This is a genomic window from Maritalea sp. YIW29 (assembly GCF_057219265.1).
In genome coordinates this window covers 972,078-986,679 of record NZ_JBXVVF010000002.1, presented here as the reverse complement: position 1 = coordinate 986,679, position 14,602 = coordinate 972,078, and the positions used below count along the sequence as shown (strand labels likewise).

Annotated in this window: 10 protein-coding genes and 1 tRNA gene; 8 read left to right on the top strand and 3 right to left on the bottom strand. The window is 49.4% G+C overall.

Features of this window, described 5'->3' with window-relative positions:
* The first annotated feature begins 50 nt into the window (after positions 1-50).
* A complete protein-coding gene (locus tag AC2D8L_RS14095) occupies positions 51-1,259 on the top strand; it encodes a cytochrome b/b6 domain-containing protein (protein ID WP_484686109.1) in 1,209 nt (402 codons plus the stop codon).
* A 93-nt stretch (positions 1,260-1,352) separates the two neighbouring features.
* Here the strand turns inward: AC2D8L_RS14095 and AC2D8L_RS14090 are convergent.
* Positions 1,353-1,427, bottom strand: a tRNA-Val gene (locus tag AC2D8L_RS14090).
* 196 nt (positions 1,428-1,623) lie between these two features.
* Here AC2D8L_RS14090 and AC2D8L_RS14085 point away from each other — a divergent pair.
* The gene (locus tag AC2D8L_RS14085; protein ID WP_484686108.1) at positions 1,624-2,493 is read left to right on the top strand and encodes a fatty acid desaturase family protein; all 870 of its coding nucleotides are present in this window, start codon (positions 1,624-1,626) and stop codon (positions 2,491-2,493) included.
* Positions 2,493-3,428 carry an alpha/beta fold hydrolase gene (locus AC2D8L_RS14080; protein WP_484686107.1) on the top strand — a complete coding sequence of 312 codons (936 nt, stop codon included), beginning with the start codon at positions 2,493-2,495 and terminating at the stop codon, positions 3,426-3,428. Before AC2D8L_RS14085 ends, AC2D8L_RS14080 begins: the two co-directional genes overlap by 1 nt.
* A gap of 12 nt (positions 3,429-3,440) precedes the next feature.
* On the opposite strand, the gene cpdR is transcribed toward AC2D8L_RS14080, so the two are convergent.
* Positions 3,441-3,800, bottom strand: coding sequence for a cell cycle two-component system response regulator CpdR (cpdR, locus tag AC2D8L_RS14075; protein WP_435667228.1), 360 nt, complete (start codon positions 3,798-3,800; stop codon positions 3,441-3,443).
* A gap of 182 nt (positions 3,801-3,982) precedes the next feature.
* On the opposite strand from cpdR, the gene AC2D8L_RS14070 reads away from it, so the two are divergent.
* Both AC2D8L_RS14070 and hisN read left to right on the top strand, forming a co-directional pair.
* The gene (locus AC2D8L_RS14070) at positions 3,983-4,864 is read left to right on the top strand and encodes an N-formylglutamate amidohydrolase (protein WP_484686106.1); all 882 of its coding nucleotides are present in this window, start codon (positions 3,983-3,985) and stop codon (positions 4,862-4,864) included.
* Between the two features lie 303 nt (positions 4,865-5,167).
* Positions 5,168-5,986: a histidinol-phosphatase gene (hisN, locus tag AC2D8L_RS14065; protein WP_484686105.1), complete on the top strand. Its 819-nt coding sequence runs from the start codon at positions 5,168-5,170 to the stop codon at positions 5,984-5,986.
* A gap of 15 nt (positions 5,987-6,001) precedes the next feature.
* On the opposite strand, the gene AC2D8L_RS14060 is transcribed toward hisN, so the two are convergent.
* On the bottom strand, positions 6,002-6,979 hold the full coding sequence (locus AC2D8L_RS14060) for an alpha/beta fold hydrolase (RefSeq protein WP_484686104.1): 978 nt from the start codon (positions 6,977-6,979) through the stop codon (positions 6,002-6,004).
* Positions 6,980-7,479: 500 nt separating this feature from the next.
* On the opposite strand from AC2D8L_RS14060, the gene AC2D8L_RS14055 reads away from it, so the two are divergent.
* The 3 genes from AC2D8L_RS14055 to AC2D8L_RS14045 all read left to right on the top strand — a co-directional run bounded on the left by AC2D8L_RS14055 (position 7,480) and on the right by AC2D8L_RS14045 (position 14,567).
* Positions 7,480-7,947 (top strand): Hsp20 family protein, encoded by a 468-nt coding sequence (locus AC2D8L_RS14055; protein ID WP_484686103.1) that lies wholly within the window; start codon positions 7,480-7,482, stop codon positions 7,945-7,947.
* 473 nt (positions 7,948-8,420) lie between these two features.
* The gene (gene gltB, locus AC2D8L_RS14050; protein ID WP_484686102.1) at positions 8,421-13,127 is read left to right on the top strand and encodes a glutamate synthase large subunit; all 4,707 of its coding nucleotides are present in this window, start codon (positions 8,421-8,423) and stop codon (positions 13,125-13,127) included.
* 12 nt (positions 13,128-13,139) lie between these two features.
* Positions 13,140-14,567, top strand: coding sequence for a glutamate synthase subunit beta (locus AC2D8L_RS14045; protein WP_484686101.1), 1,428 nt, complete (start codon positions 13,140-13,142; stop codon positions 14,565-14,567).
* Positions 14,568-14,602: the final 35 nt, after the last annotated feature.

Sequence of the window (14,602 nt, the reverse complement as noted above, 5' to 3'; positions counted from 1 at the left end):
GCAAGATCGCGACCGGCAGAACCACTGCCGGTTGCTCCTTTTGAGGATTTATGGATATGCAAATTCGCAACACTTCTCATTCATACGGGTTGGTCGCAAAATGCCTACATTGGGCCGTCGCTGTCCTTATTCTCATTCTATTTGGTCTGGGGCTCTATATGAGCCGCCTCACCTTTGATAGTGAAGCGCAGGTCGATTTCGCCTTCAATGTGTTTTCTATCCATAAAACACTCGGCTTAACCGTTCTTGTCCTCGCCATCCTAAGAATTGTTTGGGCTCTAACGCAGCCTCATCCAAAACCACTTTCCAGCCACAAACCCATTGAAGTTCTGACTGCACAAATTGTCCATTGGCTGCTTTACGCAATGATCTTTGCGATGCCGCTCACCGGTTGGCTGCACCATTCTGCGACCGAGGGCCTCGCCCCCATTTGGGGCCCCTTCCCGCAACGTATTTGGTTCATCGCCCAAAACGAAGCTGTAGAGGCATTTTGGGGGTGGGCACACTATGTGACTGCCTGGATCATGGGCGGCTTGATCGCGCTGCATATTGCAGGCAGTCTAAAACACGCAATCATAGATCGAGATGGAACGTTGCAACGGATGTTGGAGTCGAACAGCAAAACAGATGCCGTTTCCGACCATGACCAAAATCAATTGCCAAAGATCTTGGCCGGCGCTGCAATTTTGGTTTTCGCTGGTTTCGTGTTTTTCACAGCTCCGGCTTCTGAACCACATTCTGAGGTAACACCTCAAGCGGCCAGCGAGAGCACTTCCGGCGACTGGCTCGTTGATGCTGACCAAAGCCAACTTTCAATCGAAGTCATTCAGAGCGGCAACCCGGTGCAAGGACATTTTGGCGCCTGGGTGGCAAATATCGACTATGATCCCGCCGCCCCAGAAGCGGCCAAATTATCTGTCGATATTGATATCACTAGCCTCGACCTCGGCAGCATTAGCACACAAGCGCAGTCAGCAAGCTTTCTAAATGCCTCAACATTCCCCACCGCACACTTTGGCGCTCAAGGCTTTGACCCAAAGGGCGACGGACAGTTTGAAGCAAACGGGCAGCTAGAGTTGGTAGGAAGCAAGCTCCCGCTTACACTAACATTCACGCTGGACATTCAAGGCGAAGTCGCAACCGCCAACGGAACTGCACAAATCAATCGCCATGACTACGAGATCGGTTCAGACGATCCGCTGGTAGGCAGTTTGGTGACGGTGAATTTTGACATTCGCGCGACAAACAGCAATCCGTAAAGATCAGCTAGCAGTCTTTCGCAACTCGATGTCGTGTTGTGACCCAAACGAACTTACCGTCGCCCGCAGCGCAAGATTTGTGAAGATTTTGGATGGTGGGCGTAACTGGGATTGAACCAGTGACCCCTACAATGTCAATGTAGTGCTCTCCCGCTGAGCTATACGCCCATCCGCGCAATTAAACTGCAATGCGATTATTTTGCAAGGCAATCAATTTGCTGGGCTGATAGACCATAAAATGAATACGTGGGTCAAGGCCAATTCAAACAAAAATCCAATTCATCATATTCCAACTTCTATCCTAGACATTGGAGCGCACGGTTTGCATACTCATTTGAACAAGAGCACCAAACTGAGGGCCCATATGCCGCAAAATACGACCGAAATCGCCAGGTCAATGATGCAGCTTCAACGCAACAAGATTGCTTTGCCGACTTTGGCGGCTTCAATTGGGCTATTGTCGTTGTTTGCCTTTGCAACGATCGGTCATTTATCCGGATTACTTTCCCTGTGGATCGCTACGCCGCTTGCTTTTGTGGCAATTCACCTCAGCTTTTCCGTTGCCCACGAAGCCACGCACAAAACCATAATGAACAACGCCAAATATGCTTGGGTCGACCAATTGCTGGGCACCGTACATTCGTGGCTTTTGCTTTATGATTTTCCGACTTTTAAGTTCCTGCATTTGCGCCACCACGCAAACACAAATGACCCGAACCTAGACCCCGACTATTGGCTGCAACATGTCTCCATTCCTGTCGGATTATTCCTCGGCCTGTTCGTACCACTGCATTATTTGCGCATGTTCATTTTAGCTGTGAAATCCAACGCCGTGTCGTCCCGCATGTCGACATTTAGCTTCTTGCGCATTGCCGCGCTGATGGCCGTGTTGGTTGCATTGCTGATCATTGCGCCGGTTGAGACATTCTTTTTGTGCCTAGCCCCGGCTTCCATTGCTTCGTCGGTAATCGCCGTTTCCCATCGCATGTTGCACACAATTGAAGAAACACCTGACCGGAAAAAAACAACGCTAATTGTACGTGGCCAAGGTGTCTGGGAATGGGTTGTCAGCCCGTTCTTTTGGCTAAACAACCATCATTTCTTGCACCATGAATATCCAAAACTGCCGTGCTACACACATGAGGAACTATTCGCGAAATCCAAGCAAAGCCTGAAAGAAAGTGGCGTTCAAATTCAAACATTTGGCGAAAAACCCGATAGAAATGCAAGCTGATGGACCAACGTTTAAGTCAGTCAGACATAGCCTTCCGCAACGATGCTTTGCACATGCCGCTGCCCAAAAACTCAGTATTTCGGTCAATTGATGGGCGGGCTGAATTCCAAGCCTATTACGACAAAGTAATTGCCAAGCTGCCCTATCCCGTCCAAACAAAAATGATTGCCACAAGTTACGGCAGTACCCACGTTTCCATGATGGGGAACCCAAACGGGTCGCCCATTTTGGTGCTACCTGGCATGTCCATCTGCGGCCCAATCATGCTTGAGTTCTTCGCCTATCTTGCAAAAGATCACTGGCTAATCGCTCCCGACCTTATCGGGCAGCCCGGCCGTTCGGCAGACACGCCGTTTTCAATAAAAAACAATGCCTACGGCAAATGGCTGGGCGAGCTTTTAGACGGGCTGGAGGTTCAAAAAGTCGATTTCGTCGCCGCCAGTTTTGGCGGCTCTATCAGTCTAGAATTGCTAAAACTGATACCAGAGCGGGTCGGCAAACATGCGCTTGTTGTCACCGCAGGCCTTACGCCCAAGCTGCCCTATCTCAAGATTTATGCAAAACTTCTATTCACTTGGCTAGCCTACCGGTTCGTGCCGATCAAAGAGATGTTACCCAAAATTGCCCGGCCACTTTCGCGAGATCTAACACCAGACAATCTTGAGTATTTGGATATTATCATTCGGCAAACCGCATTTTGGAACCACCGGCCCGCAGGACCATTTTTCAAAACAGATATGCCTAAAGCAATGGAGCCAGTGCTCATCACGTTCGCCAAGAACGACATATTATTCCCGTACGAGCAAACTCGACAAAATGCCCACTCGACACTGAATATTGCGCACGAATTTGTCCTCACCCACAGCGCTCACATGCCATCCGACAAAGAAATGGCCCCGATCCACAAAGAGATCGAGGCCTATTTCAAATCTTAGACTTACCAAGTCTTAAGCCGCGAGCAGGCGCTCGACTTCATCCACCAGGTCTTTTAGGTGAAATGGTTTTGAGAGCACAGAAGCGTCTTTAGGCGCTTCGCTATCGGGGTTAAGTGCAACGGCCGCAAACCCGGTGATAAACATCACTTTCAAATCTGGGTCCAATTCGGTGGCTCGACGGGCAAGTTCGATGCCGTCCATTTCGGGCATCACAATGTCAGAAAGCAAAAGCGTGAACGGCTCTTCGCGTAACCGTTCATATGCGGAACGACCATTGTCGAATGCCACGACATCGTATCCCGCATTGCCCAACGCACGCGTCAGGAATTTGCGCATATCATTATCATCTTCAGCCAACAAGATCCGACGCATTGGAAAAGCCCCTTAAAAAGCGATCATCTGATTCGGATTTTGCATTGCCCAGCACTTAAACTCAAGTCAACATTGCGACTATTTATTCGGGTTGATCAAATCCGCTTGTACCTGTGGACTTAAAGCCATTTATTCGCCACTATGCGGTCACAAGAAAATCACCGTCATCCACGGAGAAACTGTTGAAATCTGATTACTTTGATCGCCCGGCATTTGAGACGATAAGACCACGTATTCAACGCGCGCCATTTGTCTTCAATTCTCCCCATTCTGGCCGTGATTATCCCAATAGGTTTATTGAGCAAACAAGACTTGATCAGCTCAGCATTCGCCAATCCGAAGATGCGTTTGTTGACGAGCTGTTCGGGCGGGCACCAAATTTCGGCGCGCCGATGCTTCGGGCGCATTTCCCACGGGCATATCTGGACGTAAATCGCGAACCCTATGAACTAGATCAATCCATGTTCAGCGACAGTTTACCCGATAACTTCAACACAAAGTCGCCTCGGGTTGCAGCAGGTCTGGGCACTATTGCAAAAATTGTCGCGGAGAAAAAATCAATTTACCGCACCAAACTTTCGCTAGCTGATGCAACGATGCGGATTGAAGGCATCTACAAGCCCTATCACTTTGCCCTGCAAAACCTGTTGAGTGAAACCTTGGCCAATTTTGGTATTGCAGTGCTGATCGATTGCCATTCGATGCCTAATTTGGACAAACGCGGCAATTCCAGCGCGCCCGATATTGTCTTGGGCGACAGATTTGGCTCCACATGCCATCCAATGATTGCAGATCTTACTGACACGCTTTTCACAACAGCGGGTCTCAAGGTCGCGCGAAACCGCCCCTATGCCGGTGGATTTACCACAAAGACATACGGACAGCCGGGCAACAATGTACATGCCTTACAGATAGAAATAGGCCGTCATCTCTATATGAACGAAACCACATTAGAGAAAAATGCCAATTTCGCGCACATGCAGCAACTCACTGAGAAACTCATTTCACTGCTGATCCGTTTGGATTTGCGCGAACTGATTGACTTGCAACTCGCCGCAGAATAGCCCACCCACCATATCAAAAATTGAGAATTTGGCCAAAAAGGGGGCCGCTCGAAGCGGCCCTAAGTCAAGGGAGGAAACGTCAGAGGCTCCAAGCAATAGGCTGAGCCGCTAATGCATCATGCATCTTATGGGGTGAACTGATTTGCCCCCAAATGCAAGCCATGTACCAGCAACTAAGGGCGCTAACCAATAAGATGTTGCTAAAATGACTCTAATTAGATCGTAAATGAAAAGTGTAAATTTTCTATAAACTTCTCGTTTTCTCAAATAAAAACAGCAAGTTGAAAAATGAACGGAAATAAAATGAGCGGAAAAATTCAAACCAACTTGGATTTTGAAGAAATTCACAGAATTTTACAGCTAGCTGCCCAAGAAGCCAAAAAGGTTACGCTTAAATACTTCCGTAAAAACCTGAATATTGAAAACAAACTACAACAAGGGTTCGATCCCGTAACTGCTGCAGATCGGGAAGCAGAGCTTGCTATTCGCGCTGTGATTGCACAGCATTTCCCAGATCATAGCATATGTGGCGAAGAATGGGAGAACAAGGAAACCGACAGTCCGTTCCAATGGATCATTGACCCAATTGATGGTACCCGAGCCTTCATTTCTGGCCTACCTGTTTGGGGAACCCTCATCGCGCTTACATTTGAGGGAAAAGCAATAGCGGGCCTGATGAGCCAGCCCCATATCGGGGAAGACTTTATTGGCGTTCCCGGCCGCGCAATCATGGACCATGGAGGCGACCAAACCCTGTTATCCACCAGCGATATTGATGAACTTGCTCAAGCAACCATGTTCACAACGTCGCCACGCATATTCTATTCAGAAAAATCGCTAGCAGCTTACGACCAGTTGGAAGCCAATGTAAAACTCGCTCGCTATGGTCTTGATTGTTATGCATACGCTATGGTCGCCTCAGGCCACGCGGAGCTGGCCGTGGAAGAGGGCCTTAAAAATGTTGATATCGCGGCGCTGATCCCAATCATTGAAGAAGCGGGCGGCGTTGTGACAACGTGGTCAGGCAAAAATGCTGCAAATGGCGGCCAAGTCATCGCAGCAGCGAATGCAAAGATTCACGCCGCAGCAATTGAATTCTTAGCCCCCGTTGCGACGGATTAGAGAGCTGGAAGGGCGCTAATACCCTTTGGTCGGCTCTGTAATAAATGCATCAAACGCGGCCAAAGCCTGGGCGCGGATGGCGTCGGTTTCCATAAAAATTTCGTGTCTCGAGTTTGGCAACACCGCGTGACGCCCAATGCGCATGCTCATGCCCAATTGCTCAATGGCCGGCGTTGACACCACCGTGTCGGACGCAGCGGCGATCACCAGCACCGGAATACGCACGCTAGACGGAAATTCAGAACTGTTTGCCGCAATCATTGCCTTAAATGATGCCGCTCCCCAACTCACCGTTGGCGCACCAATTTCCAAATCTGGTCGGTGATCAAGCGTTTTCACCATCCGCATGTACCGGCCATGGTCGGACGTTATATTGTTGCCGGGGAAAGTTGCCTCGCTCGATCGTTTGTAATCCCAAGGGTTGAGCGGCAATTTTCCCGCCCCCAAAAATTTGCCAACACCCAATATGGTCGCAGACGTGGATAGACTAAACCCGGTTTCAACCGCCACCATTGGTGCGGTCAAAAACACCCGGTCAAACATAAGCTGGTCGCGCGTCGCCGCCATCAGTGAAACCAAACCGCCCATAGAATGACCAACAAGATAATAGGGCGGCGGACAATCGGGCAGCAAAATATCAACGTGGAAGCTTGTGAGGTCCGTGAGGTAATCCCGAAAATCTTCAACATGTCCAAGTTTTGGATTGGCAATTAGGCGCTCAGAACCACCCTGCCCGCGCCAATCAAATGTCGCCACGTTAAATCCACGGCTTTGGAAATCTGCAATGGTCTCGAAATATTTTTCAATATATTCGGTACGGCCATGCACGAGACAAATCGTACCCTTTTGCTTATTACCGGTTGAGGGAAACAAGGCATATCGCAAATGCACGCCATCTTGGGCCTTGAAGAACCCAGCGCGCGCACCTTCGGGCACAGGATTAGACGAAATATTGGCGAGCTGTGGACCATCCACTTTTGCAACTGACGACATAGTGCCTCACATTTTACTCATTAAGCGATCAATTCGCTTTTCATTTAGTAGGGTCTGAACACAATTGGAAGATGATCTGTTCAACAGCTCAATTTTGATCAGACCCTAGTTCAACCGCAACAAAAAAACCAGCAATCCAAAATGAATTGCTGGTTCTTTGTTAGAGACACCATGCGGGGGGCGGATGATGGTGTCCCTTTTCTCAAAATTTGTGTGACACACTGTGAAGTGATCAGACTTTTTGGCGCCACAGGTAAATGTCTATCAAAGGTGAACTGAACGAACCCCGAAATGGCTATTCATATTCCGTTCAGGCAGCAACTTTTTTTCAAATAGGCCAAATTTGATTTTTATGAAGAACAAGACTTGAAACATTAAATTTATGCACAACATATCAATCGTTGGTTGCCGATGAAGGGGCCAACTTGGAGCGCCGCCGTCAATGAAACGGGCCGCACCAACAACGTTAAAACCGCATGTTGCTCAACGGAGAATATGTTATGCAAAATTTAGACCTTTCACCATTTTACCGCTCAACAGTGGGCTTTGATCGCTTTTTCTCACTTCTTGACAATCACTCACCACAAGAAGCAAACGCATTCCCCCCTTACAATATTGAACGCACCGGCGAAGATACGTACCGTATCTCCATGGCCGTTGCTGGTTTCTCATCTGATGACATCGTGATTGAGACAAAAGAAAATTCAATCAGCGTGAAAGGTGGAAAATCAACTTCAGGCACAGAGCAAAAGCGCGAATTCCTCCATCGCGGTATTGCCGAGCGCTCATTTGAACGTCGCTTCCAGCTGGCCGATCACGTAGAAGTACGCGGCGCTGATCTTGAAAATGGACTGTTGCACATTGATCTGGCCCGTGAACTGCCAGAAAGCAAACGACCACGCAAGATTGCGATTGGATCAACTTCATCAAATGAAACAAAGTCTATCGAAACTGAAGCAAAGAACTAAATTGTAACCACAATTGATGCTTTAATAGTTTAAAGTTTTATACATTAGACGGGCGCAGTTATTTGATGAATACTGCGCCCGTATTGCATTTTACATTCCAACTATTCTGTTGCCCTGCGACAAAAAAACTTGCCCTAGGATCTTGCCCAGATGGATTTTTTCTGGCAATGTGCCTCTCAAAATAGGACAGCAATATTGTCCATTAAAAAACACCGCGATACCCACTTCCAAACTTAATATTGGATATGGGTGTTGAACGCGTGTCATACGCCATTGGTAAGGCGCTAGGGGTGAGCTTGAAAAACAAGCTCGCAAGTTGAACGGCAACAAATCAAATTGACCGTTCTTTTGAAAATTGTTTGCGCAACGTCGCAACGAGCCGCTCGTGGTATTCCAACGAGCGACCCGAGCAGATGACCTGACCCAAATTTTTGCCCGTTCTGGGCAATTGGGCGAACTTTATGGAGGGGCTTATGGCCAACCACATCGACACCTTGATGGAGAGCGCTTCAACAAGCGCAACCTTCGCTTATAATGGTCGTCCCGCCAAACAGGGCCTTTATGACCCGAGCAACGAGCATGATGCTTGTGGCCTTGGCTTTATCGCCAATATCGACAATACAAAAACCCATGACATTGTGCAAAATGGCTTGGACATTTTGATCAACCTCACCCACCGTGGTGCGGTGGGCGCTGACCCCTTGATGGGTGACGGTGCAGGCATGTTGGTGCAGATGCCTCACGCATTTTTTGCCAAATCGGTTGATTTTGAATTGCCTGCCCCCGGCGAATATGCAGTTGCAATGTTGTTTTACCCAAACAACCAAGACCTAAAAGCCAAATGCGCTGCAAAGCTTGCTGAATGCGCACAAGGTGAAGGCCTGGAGATTTTGGGCACTCGTGAAGTGCCAACCGACAATTCAAGTCTTTCTGAAGGCGTTATCGGCACGCAGCCCATTATCGAGCAAGTCTTTGTTGCCCGCCCAGAAGGCATGGACACGGACACCTTCGAAACAAAATTGCTGATCACCCGCAAGGTGATTTCAAACACCATTTATGCCGCATTGCCAGAGGCCGACAGTGACAATGGCTTTTACGTTGTCTCCATGTCTGCCAGAACAATTGTTTATAAAGGCATGTTCCTCGCCAATCAGTTGGGACCTTTCTATCCTGACCTGGGCGACAAAGATTTCACATCGGCTTTAGCGCTTGTTCACCAACGCTTTTCAACCAACACATTCCCGTCTTGGAAATTGGCCCACCCTTATCGCTTTGTTGCGCATAACGGGGAAATCAACACCATCCGGGGCAACGTGAACTGGATGGCAGCGCGCCAAGCTTCTGTGTCCTCCGATAATTTTGGCGATGACATCTCTAAAATCTGGCCAATTTCATATGAAGGCCAGTCAGATACTGCATGTTTTGATAATGCGCTCGAATTCCTTGTGCGCGGCGGATACGACCTGCCTCACGCCGCCATGATGATGGTGCCCCAAGCATGGGCGGGCAATCCACTTATGAATGAGGAGCGCAAAGCGTTCTATGAATATCACGCTGCCATTATGGAGCCATGGGATGGCCCTGCTGCGCTAACCATGACAGATGGTCGTCGCATTGCCGCGACCCTTGACCGCAACGGCTTGCGCCCCGCGCGCTATTGCGTCACAAAATCTGGCCAAATCATCTTGGCTTCAGAATCAGGTGTGCTGGATATCCCAGAAGACCAGATCGTGGAAAAATGGCGTCTGCAACCGGGCAAAATGCTGCTTGTTGATCTTGAAGCTGGAAAAATCGTTTCCGATGACGAGATCAAAACAAAACTTGCACAGAAAAACCCATATCAAAAATGGTTGGGCCGCACCCAAATCGTGCTTGAAGATGTGCCAGCGGTTGATCGCCATCCGCTCAAATCATCCGAGAGCCTTTTGGATCGCCAGCAGGCATTTGGTTATACAACAGAAGACATCAAGTTTTTGATGACGCCAATGGCAACCACCGGCCAAGAGGCTGTTGGCTCCATGGGTACAGACACACCAATTTCTGCCCTGAGCGATAAATCCAAGCTGCTCTATAGCTATTTCAAACAGAACTTCGCGCAAGTGACCAACCCACCGATCGATCCGATCCGTGAGGAAAGTGTCATGAGTTTGATTTCCTTTATTGGACCACGGCCAAACCTGTTCGACCTTGAAGGCCTATCGAACCAAAAACGCCTTGAAGTGCGCCAGCCGATTTTGACCAATGAAGATTTGGAAAAAATCCGCACCATCGGCAATATTGGGGACAACCAATTCCTCACCGAAACCATCGACGTCACCTACGCCGCTGAAAAAGGCGCCGACTGGATGGAAGTGGCGTTGGAAGCCATCTGTGACCGCGCAGAAAGTGCAGTGCGTTTGGGCATGAACATTATTGTTCTGTCAGATCGCTTGCTGAGCCACGACCGGATTGCAATTCCAGCACTTCTGGCGACTGCGGCTGTGCATCATCACTTGATCCGCAAGGGCTTGCGCACATCATGCGGCCTTGTAGTTGAAACCGGCGAAGCACGCGAAGTACATCACTTTGCTGTTTTGGCAGGTTATGGCGCTGAGGCAATCAACCCCTATCTAGCGTTTGAAACCATCGCTGCGTTGCAAGCTGAAGGCCAGTTCCCACCAGAAGTTGACGAACAAGAATGTGTGGACCGCTACATTAAATCAATCGGTAAAGGCTTGTTGAAAGTCATGTCCAAAATGGGCATTTCGACATTCCAATCCTATTGTGGTGCACAAATTTTTGACGCGGTTGGTCTTTCAACTGACTTTGTCGAAAAATTCTTCTTTGGCACTGGCACATCTATTGAAGGTGTGGGCCTTAGTGAAGTGGCTCGGGAAACCGTAGACCGTCACGAACTGGCTTTTGGCGACGATGCAACATTGACCAACTCATTGGATGTGGGCGGTGAATATCAATATCGTATTCGCGGAGAAGCCCATGCGTGGTCACCAAACGCTATTGCAGACTTGCAACATGCCGTTCGCACCGCTGAGACGTCACCAGCGTTTGCTCAGCAAAAATATGATGCATTTGCCAAAGCGGTGAACGACGCATCAGACCAGCTTTTGACCATCCGCTCGCTGTTCGAAGTTAAGTCACTTGGCAAACCAATCGACATTTCAAAGGTCGAGCCGGCAACAGACATCGTTCGTCGATTTGCGACGGGCGCCATGTCTTATGGTTCGATCAGCCGCGAAGCACATACATCATTGGCCATCGCCATGAACCAAATTGGCGGCAAGTCGAATACGGGTGAAGGTGGCGAAGAACCAGATCGCTACAACCCGTTACCAGACGGCTCCCGCAACCCTGAACGTTCTGCCATCAAACAAGTTGCTTCTGGCCGATTTGGTGTGACGACCGACTATTTGGTCAATGCGGACATGATCCAAATTAAAGTGGCGCAGGGTGCAAAGCCCGGCGAAGGCGGACAATTGCCTGGCCACAAAGTGGACGCTGTAATCGCGCAAACCCGCCACTCAACACCCGGCGTAGGTTTGATTTCACCACCACCACACCACGACATCTATTCAATCGAAGACTTGGCGCAGCTGATTTACGATTTGAAAAACGTAAATGAAAAAGCGGACATTTCAGTCAAACTGGTTTCTGAATTGGGCGTTGGTACGGTTGCTGCAGGCGTGGCGAAAGCCCATGCTGATCATATCACCATATCCGGTTTTGACGGTGGCACAGGCGCTTCTCCGCTAACTTCGCTTAAGCATGCAGGTTCACCTTGGGAAATCGGCCTAGCCGAAACCCACCAAACCCTTGTGCTCAACCGTCTGCGTTCTCGCGTAGCGCTGCAAGTCGATGGTGGCTTTAAGACAGGTCGGGATGTTCTTATCGGCGCTCTATTGGGCGCTGACGAATTTGCCTTTGCCACTGCCCCACTTATTGCTGCGGGCTGCTTGATGATGCGCAAATGTCACCTGAACACTTGCCCGGTCGGCATTGCCACCCAAGACCCTGTCTTGCGCAAGCGCTTTAAAGGCACACCAGAACATGTGATCAACTATTTCTTCTATGTGGCTGAAGAACTTCGTCAGCTGATGGCCGAAATGGGCGCACGCACACTTAATGAACTTGTGGGTCGCTCTGATCTTTTGGGTCAAAAGCGCACTGACGATCATTGGAAAGCGCAGGGCGTTGATGTCACCAAACTCTTCCATAAGCCTGAACTGATTGGCGAGGATACTTATTTCCACTCGCAAGTTCAAAACCATGAGCTTGAAGAAGTGCTGGACCGCACCCTGATCAAAAATGCAAAACCTGCATTGGAAAACGGCGAGCCGGTTAAGTTTGACATCGATATTCGCTCCAAGAACCGTTCTGCTGGCGCAATGCTTTCAGGCAAGGTGGCGGAAAAATATGGTCTTGAAGGCCTGCCTGAAGATTCAATCGCGGTGAACTTAAAGGGCATTGCGGGTCAAGCCTTCGGCGCATTTTTGATGAATGGCGTAAGCTTTGATCTGGTTGGTGAAGCCAACGATTATGTCGGTAAAGGCCTCTCGGGCGGACGTATCGTTGTTCGCCCACCAGAAAACACAAATATTGTGCCAGAAAACGCGATCATTGTCGGCAACACAGTGCTTTATGGTGCGGTGTCTGGGGAATGCTATTTCCGTGGAATTGCTGGTGAACGCTTCGCCGTACGCAATTCAGGGGCCGTCGCTGTTGTTGAAGGCACAGGCGACCATGGTTGCGAATATATGACCGGCGGTATCGTCGTCGTGATCGGCGAAACAGGCCGCAACTTTGCTGCGGGCATGTCCGGCGGTGTTGCTTATGTGTTGGACGAAGACCAAACATTCCGCTCGCGCTGTAACCTTGCAATGGTGGATATTGAGCCGGTTCTTGAAGAAGAAGAATTGATGCGCGAACATCACCACCATGGTGGCGACATCGAATGGCATGGCCGTGTGGATATTTCAGGCGACATGACCAAGCATGATGACGAACGTTTGTATCAGCTCATTTCGAACCATCATCATTATACGGGTTCCACCCGCGCCAAAACAATCTTGGACAATTGGGAAGAGCATCGAGGCAAATTCGTAAAAGTAATGCCGGTTGAATATCGCCGCGCCATCCTTGAGATGGAACAGCAAAAAAACAAACAATCTTCGGCCAAGGCGTAAGGGAGAACTAAGATGGGTAAGCATACAGGTTTTCTCGAAGTAGATCGCCAAGAAGCACGTTACGAGCCAGCTTCGGACCGCATCCGGCACTATAATGAATTTACGGTGCCGCTGACCGAAGGAGAGATTGTTCGCCAAGCTTCACGCTGTATGGATTGCGGTATTCCTTATTGCCATGGCGATACAGGTTGCCCGGTGAACAACCAAATTCCAGATTGGAACGACCTTGTTCATCAACGTGATTGGGAACGTGCGGCGCTCAACCTTCATTCAACAAACAATTTCCCAGAATTCACGGGTCGTATTTGCCCTGCCCCTTGCGAAGAAGCATGTACGCTGAATTTGGAAGATCAGCCGGTCACCATCAAAACAGTTGAACAAACCATTGCAGACCGTGCCATTAAAAATGGCTGGATTGCGCCCCAACCAAATGATGACAAGACTGGCAAAAAAGTCGCCATCGTCGGCTCTGGCCCTGCTGGATTGGCAGCAGCACAACAATTAGCCCGCGCTGGGCATGACGTTCATGTGTTTGAACGCGAAGCGAAAGCTGGCGGCTTGCTGCGCTATGGCATTCCTGATTTCAAAATGGAAAAAAGCCATATTGATTTCCGTGTTGAGCAGATGGAAGCCGAAGGCGTTACCTTCCACTACAATGAGAATATTGGCGTAACGCGCAAGCTTGAAAGCCTGCAAAAAAACCATGATGCCGTATTGCTAACCGGTGGTTCAGAACATCCTCGTGACCCGGGCTGCGAAGGCACTGAATTTGCGGGCGTTCACTATGCAATGCCTTATCTGGTGCAGCAAAATAAGCGCAATGGCGGCGAAGATATCGGCGATGCCGATCCGATCTTGGCAACGGGTAAAAAAGTTGTCGTCATCGGCGGCGGTGATACTGCATCTGATTGTGTGGGCACAGCGTTCCGCCAAGGCGCTGTTTCAGTTACGCAAATGGATATCCGCCCTCAACCACCGGAAAAAGAAGATAAGCTGACATCATGGCCAAACTGGGCCATTAAGATGCGCACATCATCATCTCAGGCTGAAGGCGCGAACCGCGAATTCCAAGCAGCGACCCTTGAAATCATCAGCGACAAAATCGGTCATGTAAAGGGCGTGAAATGCTCACGTGTGGATAAAAGCCGCACCCCAATTGACGGCGAAGATTTCGTTCTCAAAGCTGATCTGGTGCTGATGGCCATTGGCTTTGCCCACCCGACATTTGAGGGCATGCTGGAAGAACTTGGTGCGGATCTTGATCCGCGCAAAAACCTATTTGCGGACACCATGTCTTACAAAACCAGTGTTGACGGCGTTTATGCTGCAGGCGATATGCGGCGGGGTCAATCACTTGTGGTTTGGGCGATCCGCGAGGGCCGCCAAGCCGCTCGTTCAATCGATTTCGATCTTATGGGAAAAACAAGTCTACCGCGCTGACCCCACAATCTGCACGTTAGATTTGCAAAGCCGGC

Coding starts and splice junctions, on each gene's coding strand:
- AC2D8L_RS14095 (WP_484686109.1), top strand. CDS start 51: ATGGATATGCAAATTCGCAACACTTCTCATTCATACGGGTTGGTCGCA.
- AC2D8L_RS14085 (WP_484686108.1), top strand. CDS start 1,624: ATGCCGCAAAATACGACCGAAATCGCCAGGTCAATGATGCAGCTTCAA.
- AC2D8L_RS14080 (WP_484686107.1), top strand. CDS start 2,493: ATGGACCAACGTTTAAGTCAGTCAGACATAGCCTTCCGCAACGATGCT.
- cpdR (WP_435667228.1), bottom strand. CDS start 3,800: ATGCGTCGGATCTTGTTGGCTGAAGATGATAATGATATGCGCAAATTC.
- hisN (WP_484686105.1), top strand. CDS start 5,168: ATGAGCGGAAAAATTCAAACCAACTTGGATTTTGAAGAAATTCACAGA.
- AC2D8L_RS14060 (WP_484686104.1), bottom strand. CDS start 6,979: ATGTCGTCAGTTGCAAAAGTGGATGGTCCACAGCTCGCCAATATTTCG.
- AC2D8L_RS14055 (WP_484686103.1), top strand. CDS start 7,480: ATGCAAAATTTAGACCTTTCACCATTTTACCGCTCAACAGTGGGCTTT.
- gltB (WP_484686102.1), top strand. CDS start 8,421: ATGGCCAACCACATCGACACCTTGATGGAGAGCGCTTCAACAAGCGCA.
- AC2D8L_RS14045 (WP_484686101.1), top strand. CDS start 13,140: ATGGGTAAGCATACAGGTTTTCTCGAAGTAGATCGCCAAGAAGCACGT.